The following is a 19831-nucleotide window of genomic DNA, read 5'->3' as shown; positions in this document are numbered from 1 at the left end:
GCTGGCTCATGCCGTGTTCCTTTTCATTGGGCAGGCAAAAGCCAACCATTGGAAGTCGCTGACCAGGCCCTGGAGAGGGCCTATTGCTGAAGGTTGCGTAATTGTGGAATTGGAATCCACTGAACTCATTGCACTTACTCGTCACCGCATGGGATGCCTCTTCAGCGACATACACAGGATCGTCTTGGCCGAGCGTTCGAGTAAGTCCGTTGATTAGGCTGTTCATCCGCACAGTACCTGCCTAGCAGGCACTGGATGCGCATACAGATCCATCAGGCCCAGGTGCGGAACATGAAAATATGGGGGATGATTCACCTACCTTGTGGCGTGCTTCGACTTGAGCGATCAGGTCACATAGCGAGGAAGCCTTGATAGCTCCATGTGTGATTGACTCGGCAAGAAGCGCCTTTTCAGGGCTGACTTTCTGAGAGCCGGACAACCAATAGGAAACCGTGGCCTGAGAGACGCCAAGGGCCTTTGCTGTCAAGGACTGGCTTCCAAAGTGACTAATTAGCGAACTGATATTTTTAGCCATGAAGTAGGCCTCTGATAAGTCTTTTTATAGACTGCACATAAGCAAACTTCTTTGCAACCCCATAAGTATCTTTATAGGATCAACGGATGAATCTATCCGACCGAATTAAAATGGCTCGCAAGAAAGCAGGGCTCACACAGTCCCAGCTTGCAGAGTCCGTGGGCATCGCGCAGACAGCCATCAGCCAACTCGAATCCGGGAAGACACTCCGCTCCTCGTATCTGGTGCAGATAAGCCGAGCGTGCGGGGTGAACAGCACCTGGCTAGTGTCCGGGGAAGGCGAAATGCTGGCTCCTGAGGACGTTACGACCTACTTCAGCAGTGAGCTTGAAGAGATACTGCGAGGAGAGCATGAGGATGACGCGGCACTTAACGCCGCCCTGAGGGACAGAATCGAAGAATTGAGGAGTGCAAGTAGGTATGCCCCCTCAAACTCCCTTCTGACCGAGGAAATACCCTACTTAATCGAGCTGGACGACTCTCAAGATCCGTCAAAGACGGTCGTTGAAATCAGCGTAAAAGTACACCTAGACCTCAACACCGAGATACTTTCAAAGCAAGGCGTGCTACCCGAGTACGTTGTCGCGGTGGCAATATCTGGCAACTCAATGGCCCCCGTCCTGCAAGATGGCGGCACCGTGGTTGCTCACCTCCGGGAAACCCAAGTGGTCGACGGCCGCATGTACGTGATAGATCACGGAGGGCAGATTAGAGTAAAGGCGCTCTATCGACTGCCTGGCGGCGGCATCCGCATGAAGAGCTACAACACTTATGAGCATCCCGACGAGACATATTCTGTGCGCGAGATGGAAGAATCCAGAATCCGCATCATGGGCCGAGTATTCTGGGGCGCGTCTTTTTACTAGCTGAAGTACAAGCTCTCAAGGCCCGGTTCGCCGGGTTTTTTTTCGCCTGGCGATTAGATAAAACCAGTAAAGCGATAAAATAATAAAAATACTGCTTGATAGCTTCTATAAATTTACTTATATTTTTATCCATCAGCAGCGCATATGACGGGTAAAAGAGATGGGCACGGTTATCAATTTCGGCAAGATCCAAGGCACAACCGGCGTACTTGCTGAACAAGAGCTGCGTGCCGCCCTCGCCATCTGCGCCGGCCTGGCTAATAAGGAAATCGCCCGCGCTGTTGGCTGCGCTCCAGGCACCGTTAAAAAATCCATCGAACGCGTTTTCTACAAGCTCGGCGTTACAAGTCGGTCAGCGATCCCTGCCGAGCTGTTCTGCCGCGGCATCGCACGTCATATGGTGATTCTGATTTGTGCAGTTCTGACACTTCACGCGGCCATCACCGACGATCACATGAACCGAATCCGCCGCCCAGGCGAACGCCGCGTTGAAACCCGCGTGGCCGTCCGCCGCATCGAGGCTGCTCACACCGTTTAACCAACCCTGATTTTTGCGAAAGCCAACAACGCGGCGGACCTTTGCTCGCCCTGGAGAAAGTGAAATGTCACCAAAGACGCTATTCAAAATCCTGATGTTCGCACTGTGTTACCTGGCCGGCTTGTTGGCCTGGGTGCTCATTGCCATCCCCGAACTTATCGGCAGCTCTTCCGACGCTCTGGTAGTTGCTGGGTTTGCTGGTACAGCTGTTTGGATGATCTGTACGACCTGCATTGTTTTGTACGTCCTCAACACCCGCAAGCCAGCGGGCAACTCGGAGCATGAGAAATGAAATCACCACTGATCCAAATCAAGAACCTGCACGTCAGCATCAGCAGCTTTCTTCCTGAGCACCTGGCGTCCAGCTCCAGCTACCTAGAGCCCAGCAACATTACACCTGCAGCGCCTGTCGGTGACGAGCTCACCCCGCCAGCCATCGGCGAAATCTGGCCTGGCCAGGGCGGCATCTACGCCGGCATCCAGCAAGACGAAGACGGTCAGCAGTACCACAAGATTTTCGCCGACACCGATGTGGGCACCTTCGCCTGGGGCGAGCACGGCACCGAGACTGCCGCCACCAGCAAGATCAATGGGGTACTGAACACCTGCACTCTGCGCGATACCGAGGGATCGTTCCCCGCTGCTGAGTCTGCTGGAAATTACACGGCTGACGGACATCACGACTTCGTGCTTCCGAGCATTGCCGAGCTGAACCATGCCTGGACTTTCGTTCCGGACAGCTTCGCCAAAGAGGCGTACTGGAGCAGCTCGCAGCGCTCCGCCCTCAGCGCTTTCACCATGTACTTCGGTGATGGCTATCAGGACGTCAGCGTCAAGTACTACGAGCTCCGTGTCCGCCCCGTCCGCAGCCTGCTTATTCGTTAATTCATTAATTGCTTCTGCGGCTTCGGCCGCACTGGAGATGTGCATGAGCACCACCAATTACGATTCGCGCACCGCCGACAAGTTTGTGGTGCGTCTGCCGGACGGCCTTCGCGCCGATATCGAAGCAGCAGCAAACAATGCTGATCGAAGCATGAACAGCGTGTTCGTCCAGGCTGTGCGCCAGTATCTGGATGGTCAGAACCGCCAACAGATCCTGCTGGATGCCCTGGCCATAGCCGCCAGTGAAACTACCGGAATTTCGGTGGTTTCAGAGCAGATGCACATTGATGACCGTGTGCGCATGTACGGTCAGCGTGCCTTGGACGCCGAAGCAGAGACCCCGGAGTCGCTGCCGTGAGCCGCCGTAACGGTCCCTTGGGCCTGCGCTTGATTGAGCTATTCAACGCACTGCAGCACCGGGAAACCACCTTCGGCCAGATCTACGCCATGTCGGCATCGTGCGGGGTCGACGCTCGCCGGCTGTTGGCTGATCACTTCCGGCGAGGCTAACCCCATGCTTCTGAAAATGGCGACGACACATTCTGCAGTTAACGAAAACGTGTCGCGACACGAAGAGCGGTGAAGCTATGCGCTATGTGACCGTCAGGAAATTTGCCAGCGAGTCTGGCTACACAGAGGACGCGATCCGCTCAAAGATTCGTGACGGCATCTGGCGGCTCGGTGAGATATGGATCAAGGCGCCGGATGGCCGGACGCTTCTCGATGTAGAGGGATATGAATCATGGGTAGAGGCGGGAGGGGAGTTCGGGCAGTCTCCGATACGAGTATCGAAATCACGTTCATGTATCGGGGCGTCAGGTGCCGTGAGCGGATCACGCTCAAGCCCACCGCCACTAATCTGAAGAAGGCCGAGCAGCATAAAGCCGCGATCGAGCACGCGATTTCGATCGGAACCTTTGACTACGCGGTAACCTTTCCGGGATCTGCCCGGGCGGCGAAGTTTGCGCCTGAGGCATCCCGCGAAACGGTCAATGGATTCTTGACCAGGTGGCTAGCCGCCAAGGAAAAGCACGTCGCCAGCAGTACCTTCGATGGATACCGGAAGCTGGTCACCCTGCGCCTGATCCCCGCTCTGGGCGACACAATGATGGTCGACCTGAAGCGAAAAGCGGTGCGGGACTGGCTCGACACCTTGGAGGTGAGCAACAAGACGCTAAGCAACATTCAAAGCTGCCTGCGATCTGCACTCAATGACGCGACTGAGGAAGAGTTGATCGAACTGAACCCTTTAGCCGGCTGGACCTACTCGCGGAAGGCGGCACCGCCGAAAGAGGATGACGTCGACCCGTTCAGTCCAGAGGAGCAACAGGCAGTGCTGGCCGCCCTCTCCGGCCAGGCTCGCAACATGATGCAGTTCGCCCTATGGACCGGTCTGCGTACCAGCGAACTGGTAGCGCTGGACTGGGGCGATATCGATTGGCTGCGCGAAGAGGCCATGGTTAGTCGAGCGATGACCCAGGCCGGCAAGGGTAAAGCGGAGACTACGAAGACGGCCGCAGGTCGCCGAAGCGTGAAACTGCTCAGGCCTGCATTGGAGGCATTGAAAGCTCAAAAAGCCCTCACCTTCTTGGCAGATGCAGAAGTTTTCCAGAACCCGCGCACGCTTGAGCGCTGGACGGGCGATGGGCCGATCCGAAAAACGATGTGGGTGCCGGCGATGAAGAAGGCTGGCGTCAGGTACAGGCGCCCCTATCAGACTCGCCACACCTACGCGTCAATGATGCTGTCTGCGGGTGAGCATCCAATGTGGGTGGCCAAGCAAATGGGACACAGCGATTGGACCATGATTGCCCGAGTGTATGGCAAATGGATACCACAAGCAGATAAGCTGGCAGGGACCAAGGCGGAGGCCATCTTCGCCGCCGGCCTCGCAGACGAGATTTCGTCCCAAAGGGCTTCCCAATGAGCATTTCATGGATAGAAACCATGTCAACTGTACAAGAAATTAGCATTCACCTCGACGGCACTAGTAACGCACTTAAAACCAAACGGTTCCGGGTTCCGGCGTACCAGCGCTCTTACGCTTGGGAAGTTGAACATGTTGAAGCCTTGGTAATGGACGTCAGTGACGCAATCAAGTCCAAAGAACGTGAGTATTTCCTCGGATCGATCGTTGCCACAGGACCGATCGACAGAAGATTTGAAGTAGTGGATGGACAGCAGCGGCTGACAACAGTGAGCCTGCTAATTTCTGCAATCCGAGATCGGTTCCGATCAGAAGGTGATACGGAGGCCGAAACGTCAATCCGCAACGATTTTTTGGCAAGCGTTGATAGGAAGACAAAGGAGCGCGAACCACGATTAATACTCAACGAGGTCGACGATGAACTTTACCAAGAACTAATTGATGATCGCGGCGCTATTGACCTGAAGAAATATCAGCGCCAGTCTCATAAAAGGCTCCTGAAAGCATCAAGTTACTTGACAGATTTCGTGGACAAATTATGCCAAGAAGCGCATGACTCCGAGGAAACTCTGCATGAGTGGCTGGATTATCTAGAAACCAATCTAAAAATAATCGTAGTTCAGGCCCCAGACGACACTAACGCGTTCATAATTTTTGAGACCCTCAACGACCGGGGTCTTGAACTTGCGATTTCCGACTTGCTTAAAAATTATCTATTTCACCGGTCGGGCGATAAGATCGCCGATACCAAAGATCGCTGGCTAACAATGGTGGCGACGTTGGAAAGCGCATCTGATGACCCGCTAGTTGTAACTTACCTTCGTCATTTTGCCATGTCAAAATATGGCTTGATTCGAGAAAAAGAACTGTTCGGAGTGATAAAAAGAAAGATAACAAGCAAAAAGCTTGCTCTCGGCTTTTCGACAGAACTGTGTAACGCAGCTCGAAATTACGCTGCGCTTTTGAATACTGATCATGAATTGTGGCGAGGACAGCAAGGCACCAAGGAATCTGTAGCAGCATTCAACGTACTAGGCATGACACAGGTCCGGCCGTTGCTTTTAGCTGTGATGGAAAAATTCTCACAGCAGAAAATAGGCGAGACATTTAAGCGGCTGGTTGCCGTTGCGGTTCGTTATCAAATCGTAGGCGGCACGGGCAGCGGCACTCTTGAGCGAGTTTATGGCGAAGCCGCCAAAGGGGTCACTGAAGGAAAGCTCACATCTATTAAAGAAATCATAGCTGCATTTTCCAACCTTCCATCAGACGCAACATTCGAGCAGGCTTTCTCTATCGCCTCTATCTCGAAACCTGCTCTCGCACGGTATTACCTCAGAACACTGGAGTTAGGGCTACCAGGATCGACGGGCGAACTGGTACCGAACGAGGACGTCCAAAAGGTTAATCTGGAGCACATATTGCCCCAGACGCCTTCATCTGAATGGCTCACAGATTGGGATTCTGAAGACGCACGTGCATATCAAAAACGCCTGGGGAATCTAGCGATTATGTCCTCTAAGTCAAACAGCACATTTGGCAACGAGGCCTTTGAAGAAAAACGAGAAGTTTTCCGGGACTCACCATTCAAGCTGACCAGCCAAATCGCGGAGTTGGATCAGTGGGATATGGATGCCATTGAGCAACGACAGCGCGAGATGGCCAAAATTGCTGTCAAGGTCTGGACACTCAAATGACAGCTTTATGCCAGCTACTAGGCTGCAAGCCACGGACTACGTAGGTTGGATGCGGGTTCAAATCCCCCCGGCTCCACCACTTCATCATCTAAAGACGTCCAAGGACGTCTTTTTTTGTGCCTGAAACCCAATGATTACGGGGGTTTTAGGGCTTTTGGGGGCTTTGGAGCCTCTCTGAGTTCCAGGCGTTTTGGTATCCCGGGTGGTATCCCATACTACCTGGTGCTATTTTCAGGATACCAAAACGGTGCTGGAGGTAGTCCCATGCCTACTAACGCAACCCGCCTTTCCGATCGCCAGCTCAAGGCAGTCAAGGCAACTGGTAAAGACTTCGTCCTTAGCGACGGCGATGGCTTGCAGCTTCGAGTGCGCGCCAGCGGCTCGATGATGTGGAATTTCAATTATCGCGAGCCGTTGACCAGAAGCCGTATCAACATGGCCCTCGGTCCGTACCCCGACCTCTCGCTGGCCAATGCCCGAAAGAAAGCCGTCGAGGCGCGTGAGCTGCTCGCCCTGGGTATTGATCCCAAAGCCCAACGTGATGAGGTACGGCAAGCCAAGCTCGCTGAAACTGAGCACACCTTCGAGAAGGTGGCCATGGCCTGGTTCGAGTTGAAGAAAGACTCGGTTACCAAGGCCTACGGCGAAGACATCTGGCGATCACTGACGCTTCATGTTCTCCCAAGCATGAAAACAACACCGCTCTCGCAGATCACTGCTCCAATGGTCATCAAGATCCTTCGCCCAATCGAGGCCAAGGGCAGCCTCGAAACTGTGAAAAGGTTGAGCCAGCGGCTCAACGAGATCATGACCTACGGCGTCAATTCTGGACTGATATTCTCGAATCCCCTCAATGGAATTCGGGCGGTGTTCAAGAAACCCAAGAAAGAGAACATGGCTGCGCTTCCACCTGAGGAGCTTCCCGAGCTCATGATGGAAATCGCGAACGCCAGCATCAAGCGCACGACCCGCTGCCTGATCGAATGGCAGTTGCACACGATGACCCGCCCTGCCGAAGCAGCCACCACACGATGGGCAGATATCGACTTCGACAAGCGCATTTGGACCATTCCGCCAGAGCGTATGAAAAAGCGTCGGCCGCACACAATCCCCCTTACCGATCAGGCACTTTCGTTACTGGAGACGCTCAAGCAACTCAGTGGTAACAGAGAGTACGTGTTCCCCTCAGATAGAAATCCCCGCACCCATGCCAATAGCCAGACCGCCAACATGGCATTGAAGCGCATGGGCTTTCAGGACCGTCTGGTCAGCCACGGCTTGCGCTCGATGGCGAGTACCATCCTGAATGAGCATGGCTGGGATCCGGAACTGATCGAGGTCGCACTGGCGCATGTCGACAAGGACGAAGTTCGTAGCGCCTACAACAGGGCGGATTACATCGAACGCCGGCGTCCGATGATGGCCTGGTGGAGTGAGCATATTCAGAAGGCAGCCACTGGAAGCCTGTCGGCATCTGCCATCAATCAAACCAGGGACCGTAACGTGGTGCCGATACGCTGAGCATCACCGGCGACAATCCATGCGATCCCTGTCGTGGAGCATGGCAACAGAAATGACGACTGTCGCTAATTCTCCTACATGCCTGCGCCCCCTCGGCCAAGCCCCTGAGTATGGGAAGGCTCCGCATTCCCATACTCAGGGGGTCACGCTTAAAAGTTCTATCAGACAACCACGAGTTGCGCAGACAATAACCACGTCGAAAATCAGATACGACCATGGACGCTAGGGCGCAAGAATGGGTTGTTCGTTGGGTCATTACGCAGCGGAAAACGGGAAGAAGCACCAATGAGTTTGATCCAGTCGGCCAAGTTCAACGGGCATGATGCATAAGCTTATTTTAAGGACCTCCTCACTCGCCTGCCGACGCAGCGGGCGAGTGAAATCGGGGAGTTTTGTGCCGCATCATTGGCAACCGGCTTAGCTACGCAAAACGGGATGCGCGGACGCTTACGGCGTGTTTCAGCCACAGCACCGTTGAGAGGGCGCTAAAGCTAGGCGTGACGGGTACGACTATCTGGCATAACCGGCGATTGGTAGTGAGTTTTGACAAGAGGTCTCGTTCCATTAGAATTGCGCACCTCGCAAAGCCAGAACGACCAAATGTCATTTGATCCCCAAGGAAGGAATCTTCGCTAATGACCGGTGAAGTGGAACAGCAAACCACCGCGCAAAACCCACTACCCGAAACGCCAACGGAGATATCGAGAGCTACCAGCTACCGGCAAGCGCTGTCTGGACTACTTGCCGACATCAAATGGTGGCTTCCCTTGGCAGCGACATTAATTTCAACTTCACTTCTAACCAAGTATTTGTGGCTTATCCATCACCCAGAATTGATTCTGAGCTCTTTGGGAAACCCATCGAACCTCGTAGCTTGGTTGTTTTTTACTTTACTCGTTCTAGCTTCGCTTCTGGTTATCGTATCAGTGCCGTCGTTAGCCTTCATGATGTGTATTACACAATGCTCGCCTGGAAGGGAGTTGGAAAAAACGCTCGCATTTCGATTTAGCCTTATTGTCGGTGGAGGATACGGACTACTCTCGCTTAATCTACTGGGTTCAACCTTTGGTATAGCCGTTGCTCCTGGCTACTTTTTCGTATTTGTCGCATTTGCTGCTGCTTGGGCAGCGTGGCATGTCCTCTGCAAAGAAGCATCACTCAAGGAAAAAGTACTGGAGCTCTCGCCTGGGCCTCGTAAACCTTGGCGTAGAAAAGGCTATCGCACCGTTCGGCTTGGCTGGCTAGGTCTATTGCTCGCTTTTACTTCAATGAGCGGAGTGTTTCCGGCTCAACTAGGTATCATGGCTTGGCGCGGCGGAGAGAACGGCTGGGAAGCACTTGGGGCGATCGGCGTCTGCTTGTTGATCATGTGTCTTTACCTAGCGCCTGTTATGTCTTTCTATTTATCAGAAGGCAACGTGCTGCAGCGCACCGGTCGAGCCGCTCTTGCTCTGCTGGTATGCATTTTTGCCAATGCCGTTTTACTTCCTGCAATTTTGGATTTGTGGGTCTATTCCGCAGGCAATCTGATCAAGATCAGGGACAATACCGAGCTGAGCTATGTCCTGGACGAAAAGGATTACCCAAAGGAGGTTTTTAATAAAAATCTCTGGCAGCTGGAGGCCTACGGAGGGCCCAATGGTTTGTACAGCGTGAGGGCGTTCCGTCAGTTTCGCTTTGGGGACATATTGTTGATCTGCCCTGGCCGGCACAGAAATGTCGCTTTGAAGAAGATAGGTAGCTACGCGCATCTATGTATTACGTTGTCTGACGCCAAGGTGAAAGTGGCGGCGCCTGTGGTAAGCAAGGACATCGCAGTGCTTCCCAAGCTGGACTGTATTTTGGCGGCTCAAACGCCTACGCCCACTCCGCTATTGATTAAAAACACGGGGACATGCCTGTACCGAAGTCTTTATAAGTGAACGTATTCCGCCATGCGAATCAGGCGCAAGCCTGTACTCTGACGTTTGCTTTACTCAGGTATCTTTCGCCTGATCTCAAGCTGTTCTATCGCGACTGCTGAAGGTGCTGCCTCGTCTAGCTCTGGAGCAACAAACGACTAGATAGGACGCAAGATAGACGCACTGTCCGCTTACTGAGTTGCGCCTTTCTGCAGCGGATTAACCTCGCTGTTAATCCGTAGTAGTAAACGGTCCCTGGTGCTGAACAACGCAGATAGTGCTCCAGAAACCATCTCACGTGTTTGTCCCTCCAGGACCAAGGAGTTGCGCAACTCCAGCGCTCACGAATTACCTCTCGCATCTTTTCTGCCTGCCTGATGTGCCGCTGCCGCGTAGCGTGCGCACCTTTGAGCACAGGACTCAGAAACAACGTCATATCGAACTCGGCCTTCATCGCCGACCTCCGATGTAGGCACTCACCACATCGATGCGGTTATGCCCCAACTCATGGCTGATCTGCTGTCGTGCACGCTGATCGAGTGCTCGATCCTCTCGATAACCACGGCCGCCATTAATGGGTGCAGAGAAGCCGGTCAGTTGCTCATAGCGCTCACAGGCGTAAGCCGCTCGCAGCTCATGAAAGCCTTTCAATCCATGCTCATGCAGAATGTCCCGAGCAGGTCGAACAACTGCCTGTGAGAAGTCTTTGTAGCTTTCATCAGGTGCTAACAGATTCCGACTGCCCTTGGGTGACGCTTCCGTGGCCCTATCGAGGGCATCGCGAACTTGATCCGTGACTGCGATCCAACGCGGCGCTGATGCACCTGCCCGCCCCCCCTTGGTGCCATCCTGGATATTGATCTTGCCCAGTCGCTGAGCCTCTCGTTGCAGCCGTGGCAGGTCCGCCAAGATCGCTTCACGCAGCCGCATGCCGGTCTCCCGAGCTAAGAACACAATGGCACTCACTCTCGATTGCTGTCGCTCTGACAGAGTTTGCGCAATCAGTCTGACCTGCACACGGTCTTGGCCTTGCGGTGCCTCACTACGAACGCTTGAACGCTGTAGGCCTAGCGCCTTACTCGGACTGGGGATTTTGACGTACTGATCACTGCGCAGCGCGGCCATCGTTCGGTTCACGCTGGACAGTCGGTTCTGTGCGGTGGCAATGCCGACGCTGCCCTGATCAACCTGCTTACGAACATAAGCGGCGTACCCCATGAGGATGTCACGGTCGATCAGTCGCGCGTCATTCAGCCTCGGCCCTTCCTCGGAACGACACCAATTCACGAAAGCCTGCCACCGATCGCTATGAGCTTTGACGGTAGCAAAATGGCCGTCGCCAAATAGATCCTTCAGTGCTTGCGGTCCGGCATAGCTGAGCTGGCGACCAAAGCCAAAATTACGCACCGCTCGCTTACCGAACCGAGCCATTTTCCTGCTCCTGATCGACTGCCGCGAGATCATGCAAAAGGGCTCTCCAGTGCACACTCACGATAGCGAACTGGGCCCAATCAGTCGGGCGAAAACACAGCGTGTTGTCGGTAACGTAGAGATGCGCACCCTCCTCTTCTAACCACTGGATAATGGCTGTCGTCGAGGTGATAGTTTTACGGAGGATGGCGACATCGGCGACAGCGGCGACATCCCTTGTCCTGCCTGGCTTTGAGCGTGGCGACAAAGTGGCGACACTCGCGGCGACAAACCGCGCTTTCGGCTCCTTTTGGCGTTGAGCTAGGTGGTTGCGCAGTGCTTCATCAAGATTGAACATGGCGCACCTCGAAGGTGTGGCCGTCGGTGATCAGCCACTGATGGTCAAGCAACTCGACTAACAGCTTGGTGGCATGGCGACTGCTCTTACGGGCAAAGCGGGGACCATTGCGATTCAGTTCACGAATACTGAAGCGCTTCCAATCTTTGACCTGGAGCCAGCGCAGCAGCCGGTCCGCCTCCTCCTTAATTCGACACACTGGCTCCTGCTCAGTCAGACGCTGGATCTCGGTGAGGTAGTAGCCAACTAAGGCCGAGGCCCGTTGGATATGGTCGACCTCCACGACGCTGCTCTCCTCCACAACTGCCAGAATGCAGGCGACGCGCAGCAGGTTATCGGCGGCCTTCGATCCGCTGGGCCGTACGCTGGCCAGCTCACCAAACTCACCTAGCTGAGCTTCGATGGCATCATGCAAATCAATCCAGCGACGGCGGGCTAACGGACAGAGGGTTAGCGGTGATAACTGCAAAGCACCATCAGGAGACAGTGACCAAGGCTGATGAAAAAGGGCAGAGAGGCGATGGTGATAGCGCTTTAGGGCGCCATCTTTCGACAAGTCGACAGCCTGATAACTGCGCTGTCCTGCCAGGCTGGAGGGCCAGGTCATCAGGCAGCGGCCGAGAATGCCTTGCCCTTGCAGCAACGGGTCACTGAGTAACTGCATGGCTAAATATGGTTGCAGCATCAGATGCAGGCTCAAGCGCCGGTCGTAGGCTCGCAAGCTTTCACCAACCATGGAGCGAGCGCGATCTATCGGGCTACCGTCCCAGAGTGACGACAAGGTTGTGACCGCCTTCAAACGGTTATCCCGACTCATGGTGCTGCTGCCGAGGAATTGTCCACCCTCATCACAGAACAAACCCATGCTAGGCAGGTCATGACAGAGCCCCTTGATCAGGGCCTCGATAGTCGGGTCCGTGGTGATCAGCCTAGGGGCTGAGGGCTCCGCTTCGAGCGACATTCCGTTCGCGGACTCAGGATCGCCAGGCTTGATACGCTGCGCCTGCCGCTGTGCGGCACGGTGCCGTACAAGCTGTTCGCGGTAACGCTGCCACTGCTCACGCTCCCATTGCCGTGCTGGCAGCAAGGCAAATCGATCTGTCGCCGTCTTGCGATCCCCTGACGCGGCCACGGTGATCAGGTACAGCGACAGCGGATAACTGCGCCCGTCGAGATGTAAGCCCGCATGGCCTTGTGTGGCCAGCGCCGAGGCCGCCAACACCGATTGCGCGGCCAGCGCCTGGGGCACGCCGATGACCTCCGCCATGCGCTCCACCGCAGGCCCAAGAATCCCACCAGTGCCTGCACCGGATAAGGCTGGGCCACGGGATTCGACTCAATCAGCGGTCGAGGTGGTCGTGGTAGTTCAAACTTCGGATCTAACTGCGGCATGAGCCCTCTCCTCGTTCATTGCTGGTTGTCCTCACGTAGTCCCGCCACAGCTGTTGAGTGTTATCAGGGATCAAGGCCCCTGCGACCTGTGAGGTGTTCACTGACGCGGAACGCACGGCTCCTTACGACCGGGAGCAAGGGCATGAACCCATGAATCTGGCCTCCTTAGACGCATCCGAAGATGCGGGCGGGTGGAGGCTGTGCCGACTGACGAGTTCGACACCTGGAGATCCTGAGTGGGAGAAGGCAACAACATCGACACCTGGGGCATGCCTGACTGTCAGTCAGGTGCAGCCTTTCCATTGGCTGCGGCACCCGTGCCTGTGTCATTGCGGATGGCTACGAATCGGATTTGTCAGGCCGATTGTCACGAGGAGAGTTGCGGCAATGCCCTGTACGACGTGGCTTACAGCAGTGGTACGAGCGCCCGTCTCTTTCCAGCAGAAAGAGACGGGCGCAGTTTGGCGCAACGAAATGTGCCGAGAGGTGAGGTTGCTGCAGCGCAGCGAGGGAGGTCCATCGTCTGCCGCAGTGGACAGACAAGTCGAGTAGGCATCCATCACTCTTGGGGAGTGACCGTGCGAGCCGCCGGATGCTAATCGCACTTTGGGATAACCACCACGCAAGTGGCGTAGCCTTGAAGGTTCTGGCTACCTGGGCTGGTGCTGTCAACGACAGCGATCCGTGCGCCAATTTTTATACCCGCTCGAAAATACGGTCAAGCGTCACGGCCAAAGTGCAACAAAATTGGCGACTGTCGCCACTTTTGTCGCCACGCTCCAGGCCACGTTCCGCATGGGTTGTCGCCGCTGTCGCCGCTGTCGCCACACCTACATTTATACCCCCACGAAAAGATCCGCTCTGACACTGAAACGGCGCGGCGCTCGATAGAGATCGCGGGCAATTGCTAAGGGGCAAAGGCACGGCGCTAATCAAATCTGAAAGGAGAAAGTGGAACGCGGTAGCTTCGAGAAAAAGCAAGTGAACCCTCCGATCGGCGCGATCAAAGATCGCTGGATCGGAGGGTTTAGCGGGAAAGGCAAAGTTTCAAACGTCAATTACAGCCTCAAGCATCGAAACTTGTTGGTCGGGATGCGGCGGCTTCACGAATCCCAGCAAGGCTATCTCGCCCAACTTGTATGTTAGATCAACCTGACGAACCAGCATACGCTAGACGAAAATATGGCAATTTGATATCGTTCCGGTCTGCGGTGCTGAAATTTCGATGCCTAATCTTTACGCTAAGGAACCTATGGACAGGTTACGATTTGATCTTAACTTTATATTCAGGATATTGCTGACCTTCAATGCTACGCCGCTTCTGGTCATCATTTATCTCGTTCAAAAAGGTCTTACGCTGGCACATTTCTTTTCTGGCCTTCCCTGGTTAGACAAAACACCTAATGCCGTGTCCTATGCCTTATACCTTTTGGTTCCGATCCTTCTCACTGGAGTGAGTCTTCGCCTCAGTTCTTTGTTAGGAAAGGACGAGTTCAAGCAAGGGCAGGTGGATAGTATCGAGCACGCGAACAATAGCTTTTTACCCAGCTACCTGGGGTATTTCTTCGTGGCGCTCAGCGTGAGCAACTGGGAAACACTATTCTTTGTATATGGGGTCCTGTTCATTTTTACGTTCAGGTCACAGGCATTATATTTCAACCCCTTATTTTTGCTGTATGGATATGAGTTCTACAATATAACCACGACATCCAAGGCCTCCATATTCCTCATCAGTCGCGAGAGATACAAGGTTCCCAGTGATATCGCCATTGCCAAAGCCTTCAGAATAAATAATTACACATTTATTGAGCGAGAGTGAACATATGGACCATGTACTAGTAAAAGTAAAAAAACTGCGCAAAAAGCCAATCTTCAAGTTAATTTCCGATTACACACTATTCCCAAAATTGGAGATTGATCCCGCAGCGTGCATTCCTTACAACCCCGATCATAATTTGGACGAGGAGTGCTGGTTTAAGGTCGAAGAGTTTTCAGAGCAAGCCTACTGCTCTGAAATTCTCACATCGGACTTCGATGCAAAAGACTACGACGACCTACCTAAGGATAAATTTCCGGATATCTCTCACATCTGTGCGCTTCAGGGCGATGATTTCTACTTTCAGAAAGTCACGCCTTCTCTGTTTCTACGCCGAAAGACCTTTGTCTTCGGTGAGGTGGCAGAGGTTGAAGATGATCGACTGAGGTTGGTGATCAATGCTCAACCGGATGCGGTATATTTCTCCGCACTTGACGTGTTGATTTTCAAAAATCTGGCGACAATTTCCAGTATTTTTCCGGGCATCGATGAGCTTTATAAAGAGGCAACCCAAGAAGAGGTTAAGCAATTCCTCGACGAGCCATTTATTACGCTCCGCAATGAATTTGATGCCGACAAAGTATCAAAGCCAAACCGAAAACGAATTGCACTGGCTATGGCTACGTTGGCAGCGTTACCCGAGCAAGACAAAGAAGGTATGCTTTCCTACATTGATGGCTATTGCGGCGAGAGCTTGAAATTTAACAAAGACTCGGGAATGTTTGACATTTCTACGGACAACGACCTAAAGATGCTCATCTATGGAATAGAGCAGCGGTTCTACACCACCCAATTTGGACAAGAAAAACGTTTGGCAAACTCTGTCCAAGCATTGGGATAGTACCTTACCGGAACCTTAATCTCGAATGGTGGGTGCAGTATGACATACCAATGCGAACTCTGGCTGCTTGAGTAAGTTGATCGCGTTAGTTTCAGAGTCTAGACCTACGCACGGTATTGGTGATTCACTGCCTTTCTGCTTCTCGCGTAGTGCCTCGCTGACTCCCTCGGGAGTCAGCGAGGCACTCAAAATATAGGCCAGCAGTGGTAAAAAATCTTCCACGGCAAGTTAATTATGAGTCTGCTACTGGCCTCGACATGGGCAGTTTTTGGGTTTTCAGAAAACTTAGCGCAAAAATTACTACAGAGTTCTCACATGGCGCCGCATGGAATTACTCCTACAACAACTTTTTACCTACACAACAAACCATATCTAAGGAACTTCTTTTGAAAAATCCTTTGATCAGCGAGGCAACTAAGTTTTCACTCGGTGATATCTCAACCCCCTACAAAGCTTCCGGTTTTTGGGGTTGGGCCTTTTCGAACATGTCTGTGCCTATGCTGCGCGGAGTATTGATCGAGTACATCTTAGTTCAACACCTCATTGAAAACATTGATCAAATCGTTGGCGAAACGGTGCGAACCTTAACCACCTGGCATCCTCGCAAAGGTGATCTCGAAAAAAGCATTCGCGAGCACTACGAGAGCCAACCTCACGGTGATGTGTTTGACCTTCAGCTAACTTGGGGCACAACGTGTGAATTTAAAACCACTAGAGCCCCCAAAACATGGAGCTTAAGCAAAACAACTTATTGGAACCCTCTGAAAGATGCAAACTGCTGGACTTATGGCTTTCCGGCACAGATTTATATTTTGGCAGTGCTTGAGAGTGAAGCAGAACTGAGAGGTGATGTGCTCGATTTGGGAGCACTAAACTTCTATATCCGGACTGGCCGCGAGCTGGACAAGAGTGTGGGGGACCGGCCTAGCGCACGATTCTCCGATTTTTCAGAGGGCGAGCCTCTTATCTGCACATTTGATGAACTCATCGAGAAAATTGCCGAAGTTCAGAAAAATCGGCTGACCGAAATTTTGGAACAGATAGAATCCGGATGGAAGCTTGATCATAGCGCCTACAAAAATACCTATCCGCTAGCTGTAGAACTTCCTGAAGGCGTTCAGGCAGGGTTTTACGAACAAGATACAAAAAAGCTAGTTGAAATTATCAATGTTCCCTGGCTCCCTAACACGACGCCAGACTGGCGCGATTGGGAGCAAGCGGGTTTCCAATACGTGCATACGCTAAGCGCAAAGAATTCGAGGTAGTCCCTCTTTTCCTTAGCAATAGCCCTGTTGAAGATGTTCGCTTCTGGCTGAAACACCAGCTCCCAGCACATTCGTTTCATACCCCATGTTTAGTGATGGGTGGCATACCGGTGCTAGCTCATAAGACAGTCAGCATTTCTATGGGGCCACACGCTGAGCCAGGCTTGTGGCCGACTCCTGCGTGCCTGCATTCACCGCCTGTTAGATAGACGCCGGTATGGGCCGGATAGCGACGACCTGACCTCAACCGTCGCTTATCCAAGCCAGATATCGGTCTGCTCTGCCATCTCAAGGGCATCGTCTACGTCAATTCCCAGATACCTGACAGGCACCGTTTCTACGCGCGGCAATTACGCGGATGGAGCAAACCGACGCACGTAAGGATTAGAAGCGTACGCTTTCCGGGCTTACCACGCTGCGTTTCAGCCTAGCGTGCCAATACTGGCAGCATGCCTCCAGCCCGATCTGGTAAAGTCCACGGCACGCCATAGGGACATAGCCAGCCATGGACAAGAAATCACTTTCCGAGCGGGACATCTGCAGCAAGTACATCGCCCCTGCCATTCAACAAGCTGGGTGGGACATGCACAAGCAGGTGCGCGAGGAAGTCAGCTTTACCAAAGGCCGCATTATCGTCCGGGGCAAACTTCACAGCCGTGGAGAAGCACGCCGCGCAGACTTCATCCTCTACCACCAAGCCAACCTGCCTATCGCGGTGATCGAGGCAAAGGACAACAAGCACTCCGTTGGATCGGGCATGCAGCAAGCCCTGGGCTATGCAGAGGCGCTGGACGTACCGTTCGTGTTCTCCAGCAATGGCGATGGTTTCCTGTTTCACGACCGCAGTGGCACAGGCAGCCAGGTAGAAACCGAACTCACCCTTGATCAATTCCCCAGCCCTGCCGAACTTTGGCAGCGCTACTGCCAGTGGAAGGGGCTGGATAATACCGCCCAGCACAAGATCGAAGCGCCCTACTACGACGACGGTTCCGGGCGCATGCCGCGCTATTACCAGATGAATGCCATCAACCGCACCGTCGAAGCTGTAGCGCGTGGCCAAGACCGTATCTTACTAGTGATGGCCACGGGCACCGGTAAGACCTACACCGCCTTCCAAATCATCTGGCGGCTGTGGAAATCGAAACAGAAGAAACGGATCCTGTTCCTGGCTGACCGCAACATCCTGGTCGACCAGACCAAGAACAACGACTTCAAGCCTTTCGGCCAGGCGATGACCAAAATCGCCAAACGTCAGATCGATACCTCCTACGAGATCTACCTGTCGCTCTATCAGGCCGTCACCGGCACTGATGAAGAGATGAACATCTACAAGCAGTTCTCCCGCGACTTCTTCGACCTGATCGTGATCGACGAATGCCACCGTGGCAGCGCCTCCGAGGATTCCGCCTGGCGTGAAATCCTCGAATACTTCTCCAGCGCCACCCATGTCGGCCTTACCGCCACACCAAAGGAAACCAAAGAAGTATCCAGCATCACTTACTTCGGTGAGCCGATTTACAGCTACACCTTGAAGCAAGGCATCGAAGACGGCTTTCTCGCCCCCTACAAAGTAGTGCGTATCGACTTCGATAAAGACCTGCAAGGCTGGCGGCCACCCAAAGGCATGCTCGATAAGAATGGCGAGCTGATCGAAGACCGCATCTACAACCTCAAGGACATGGACCGCACCCTGGTTATCGAGGCGCGGACCCAACTGGTGGCGCAGAAAGTTACCGAACTCCTCAAGGCCACCGATCAGTTTCAGAAAACCATCGTCTTCTGCGACGACATCAACCACGCTGAGCGCATGCGCCAGGCACTGGTCAACCTCAACCCCGAGCGTGTGGCTGAGAATCGCAAATACGTTATGCGTATCACCGGCGATGACCAGGAAGGCAAGGCCGAGCTGGACAACTTCATCAACCCGGAAGAGCGCTACCCGGTGATTGCCACCACCAGCAAGCTGATGACCACGGGCGTCGACGCTCAGACCTGCAAGCTGATCGTGCTCGACCAGCACATCAAATCGATGACCGAGTTCAAGCAAATCATCGGTCGCGGCACTCGCATCAACGAAGACTACGGCAAGTACTGGTTCACCATCATGGACTTCAAAAAGGCCACCGAGCTGTTTGCCGACCCGGCCTTCGACGGCGACCCGGTGGTGATCTACGCCCCAGAAGGTGATGACTCTCCCGTACCACCGGATGACCCGCTTGCCGACGAAGATGGCATCAGCGCAGGCAACGATAACGAGGGCGATGATCTGGATTTTACCGGCGAAGATGAGGGCAAAAAACGCATCAAGTACGTCATCGACAACGTCCCGATTTATGTCATCGCCGAGCGTGTGCAGTATTACGGCCCGGATGGCCGACTGATCACGGAATCGCTCCACGACTACACCCGCGCCTGTGTGCAAAAGCAGTTTGCCTCCCTGGATGACTTCCTTCGGCGCTGGAGTGACTCCGAGCAAAAGAAAGTCATCATCGAGGAGATGGCCGTCCAAGGCGTGATGTGGGAGGCCTTGGCAGAAGAGGTGGAAAAGAAACAGGGCAAGCCGCTCGACCCGTTCGATCTGATCTGTCACGTCGCCTTCGATCAACCTGCCCTATCACGCCGCGAGCGGGCGGAGCAGGTGAAGAAGCGCAACTATTTTGCGAAGTATTCCGGAGCGGCTCGCCAGGTTCTGGAAGCGTTGCTGGATAAATACGCCGATACCGGCGTCGAGCATATCGAGGACATCAAAATCCTGCAGCTCGACCCTTTCAGTCAGTTCGGTGCGCCCCTCGAACTGGTCAAAGCCTTTGGCGGTAAAGCTGGTTACAACAAGGCTATCCATGAGCTGGAAGACGAACTTTACGCAAGCTAGCGGCTAAACA

General features: G+C 53.7%; 18 protein-coding genes and 2 pseudogenes. 15 read left to right on the top strand and 5 right to left on the bottom strand.

Annotated features, from left to right (window positions below; translation table 11 throughout):
* Positions 1–241: 241 nt before the first annotated feature.
* Positions 242–535: a transcriptional regulator gene (locus GIR22_RS08465; protein ID WP_154742898.1), complete on the bottom strand. Its 294-nt coding sequence runs from the start codon at positions 533–535 to the stop codon at positions 242–244.
* Positions 536–621: 86 nt separating this feature from the next.
* Here GIR22_RS08465 and GIR22_RS08460 point away from each other — a divergent pair, with 86 nt between their 5' ends.
* From GIR22_RS08460 to GIR22_RS08410, 11 genes and pseudogenes are all read left to right on the top strand, one after another.
* Complete coding sequence (locus GIR22_RS08460) at positions 622–1401, top strand: XRE family transcriptional regulator (RefSeq protein WP_154742897.1); 780 nt, start codon at positions 622–624, stop codon at positions 1399–1401.
* 160 nt (positions 1402–1561) lie between these two features.
* A complete protein-coding gene (locus GIR22_RS08455; protein ID WP_154742896.1) occupies positions 1562–1939 on the top strand; it encodes a LuxR C-terminal-related transcriptional regulator in 378 nt (125 codons plus the stop codon).
* Between the two features lie 64 nt (positions 1940–2003).
* Positions 2004–2231, top strand: a complete 228-nt coding sequence (locus tag GIR22_RS08450) for a hypothetical protein (RefSeq protein ID WP_154742895.1) — start codon at positions 2004–2006, stop codon at positions 2229–2231.
* The gene (locus GIR22_RS08445; RefSeq protein ID WP_154742894.1) at positions 2228–2824 is read left to right on the top strand and encodes an Lcl C-terminal domain-containing protein; all 597 of its coding nucleotides are present in this window, start codon (positions 2228–2230) and stop codon (positions 2822–2824) included. The genes GIR22_RS08450 and GIR22_RS08445 overlap by 4 nt, the downstream gene beginning before the upstream one ends.
* 43 nt (positions 2825–2867) lie before the next feature.
* Entirely contained in the window at positions 2868–3182 is a 315-nt protein-coding gene (locus tag GIR22_RS26660) for a CopG family ribbon-helix-helix protein (RefSeq protein ID WP_343039644.1), read from the top strand.
* Positions 3179–3334, top strand: coding sequence for a hypothetical protein (locus GIR22_RS08435; RefSeq protein WP_154742893.1), 156 nt, complete (start codon positions 3179–3181; stop codon positions 3332–3334). The genes GIR22_RS26660 and GIR22_RS08435 overlap by 4 nt, the downstream gene beginning before the upstream one ends.
* 232 nt (positions 3335–3566) lie before the next feature.
* A complete protein-coding gene (locus GIR22_RS08430; RefSeq protein WP_154742892.1) occupies positions 3567–4751 on the top strand; it encodes an Arm DNA-binding domain-containing protein in 1185 nt (394 codons plus the stop codon).
* A 20-nt stretch (positions 4752–4771) separates the two neighbouring features.
* Positions 4772–6445 (top strand): DUF262 domain-containing protein, encoded by a 1674-nt coding sequence (locus GIR22_RS08425; RefSeq protein WP_154742891.1) that lies wholly within the window; start codon positions 4772–4774, stop codon positions 6443–6445.
* 264 nt (positions 6446–6709) lie between these two features.
* Positions 6710–7966: an integrase domain-containing protein gene (locus tag GIR22_RS08420; protein WP_154742890.1), complete on the top strand. Its 1257-nt coding sequence runs from the start codon at positions 6710–6712 to the stop codon at positions 7964–7966.
* 183 nt (positions 7967–8149) lie between these two features.
* Positions 8150–8387 (top strand): annotated as a pseudogene (locus tag GIR22_RS08415) (transposase domain-containing protein); the annotation flags it as partial.
* 214 nt (positions 8388–8601) lie between these two features.
* Entirely contained in the window at positions 8602–9888 is a 1287-nt protein-coding gene (locus GIR22_RS08410; RefSeq protein ID WP_154742889.1) for a hypothetical protein, read from the top strand.
* A 115-nt stretch (positions 9889–10003) separates the two neighbouring features.
* Here the strand turns inward: GIR22_RS08410 and GIR22_RS26325 are convergent, their stop codons facing one another.
* The 4 genes and pseudogenes from GIR22_RS26325 to GIR22_RS08395 form a co-directional block, all read right to left on the bottom strand.
* Positions 10004–10321 carry a hypothetical protein gene (locus GIR22_RS26325; protein WP_246208118.1) on the bottom strand — a complete coding sequence of 106 codons (318 nt, stop codon included), beginning with the start codon at positions 10319–10321 and terminating at the stop codon, positions 10004–10006.
* A complete protein-coding gene (locus tag GIR22_RS08405; protein ID WP_154742888.1) occupies positions 10318–11298 on the bottom strand; it encodes an integrase domain-containing protein in 981 nt (326 codons plus the stop codon). Before GIR22_RS08405 ends, GIR22_RS26325 begins: the two co-directional genes overlap by 4 nt.
* Positions 11282–11635 (bottom strand): hypothetical protein, encoded by a 354-nt coding sequence (locus tag GIR22_RS08400; RefSeq protein WP_154742887.1) that lies wholly within the window; start codon positions 11633–11635, stop codon positions 11282–11284. Before GIR22_RS08400 ends, GIR22_RS08405 begins: the two co-directional genes overlap by 17 nt.
* Positions 11622–13027: pseudogene (locus GIR22_RS08395) on the bottom strand (YfjI family protein). Before GIR22_RS08395 ends, GIR22_RS08400 begins: the two are co-directional and overlap by 14 nt.
* A gap of 1225 nt (positions 13028–14252) precedes the next feature.
* Between GIR22_RS08395 and GIR22_RS08390 the strand changes: the two are divergent.
* The 4 genes from GIR22_RS08390 to hsdR all read left to right on the top strand — a co-directional run bounded on the left by GIR22_RS08390 (position 14253) and on the right by hsdR (position 19821).
* Positions 14253–14846, top strand: a complete 594-nt coding sequence (locus tag GIR22_RS08390; protein WP_246208116.1) for a hypothetical protein — start codon at positions 14253–14255, stop codon at positions 14844–14846.
* A gap of 4 nt (positions 14847–14850) precedes the next feature.
* Complete coding sequence (locus GIR22_RS08385) at positions 14851–15684, top strand: hypothetical protein (RefSeq protein ID WP_060768025.1); 834 nt, start codon at positions 14851–14853, stop codon at positions 15682–15684.
* Positions 15685–15941: 257 nt separating this feature from the next.
* Positions 15942–16949: a hypothetical protein gene (locus GIR22_RS08380; protein WP_246208113.1), complete on the top strand. Its 1008-nt coding sequence runs from the start codon at positions 15942–15944 to the stop codon at positions 16947–16949.
* A gap of 505 nt (positions 16950–17454) precedes the next feature.
* Complete coding sequence (gene hsdR / locus GIR22_RS08375) at positions 17455–19821, top strand: EcoAI/FtnUII family type I restriction enzme subunit R (RefSeq protein ID WP_154742885.1); 2367 nt, start codon at positions 17455–17457, stop codon at positions 19819–19821.
* Positions 19822–19831: the final 10 nt, after the last annotated feature.

Origin of the sequence: Pseudomonas karstica (assembly GCF_009707515.1) — a bacterium.
Lineage (GTDB): Bacteria > Pseudomonadota > Gammaproteobacteria > Pseudomonadales > Pseudomonadaceae > Aquipseudomonas > Aquipseudomonas karstica.
The sequence above is the reverse complement of the archived record's forward strand: the minus strand, read 5'-3'. Positions and strand labels throughout refer to the sequence as shown.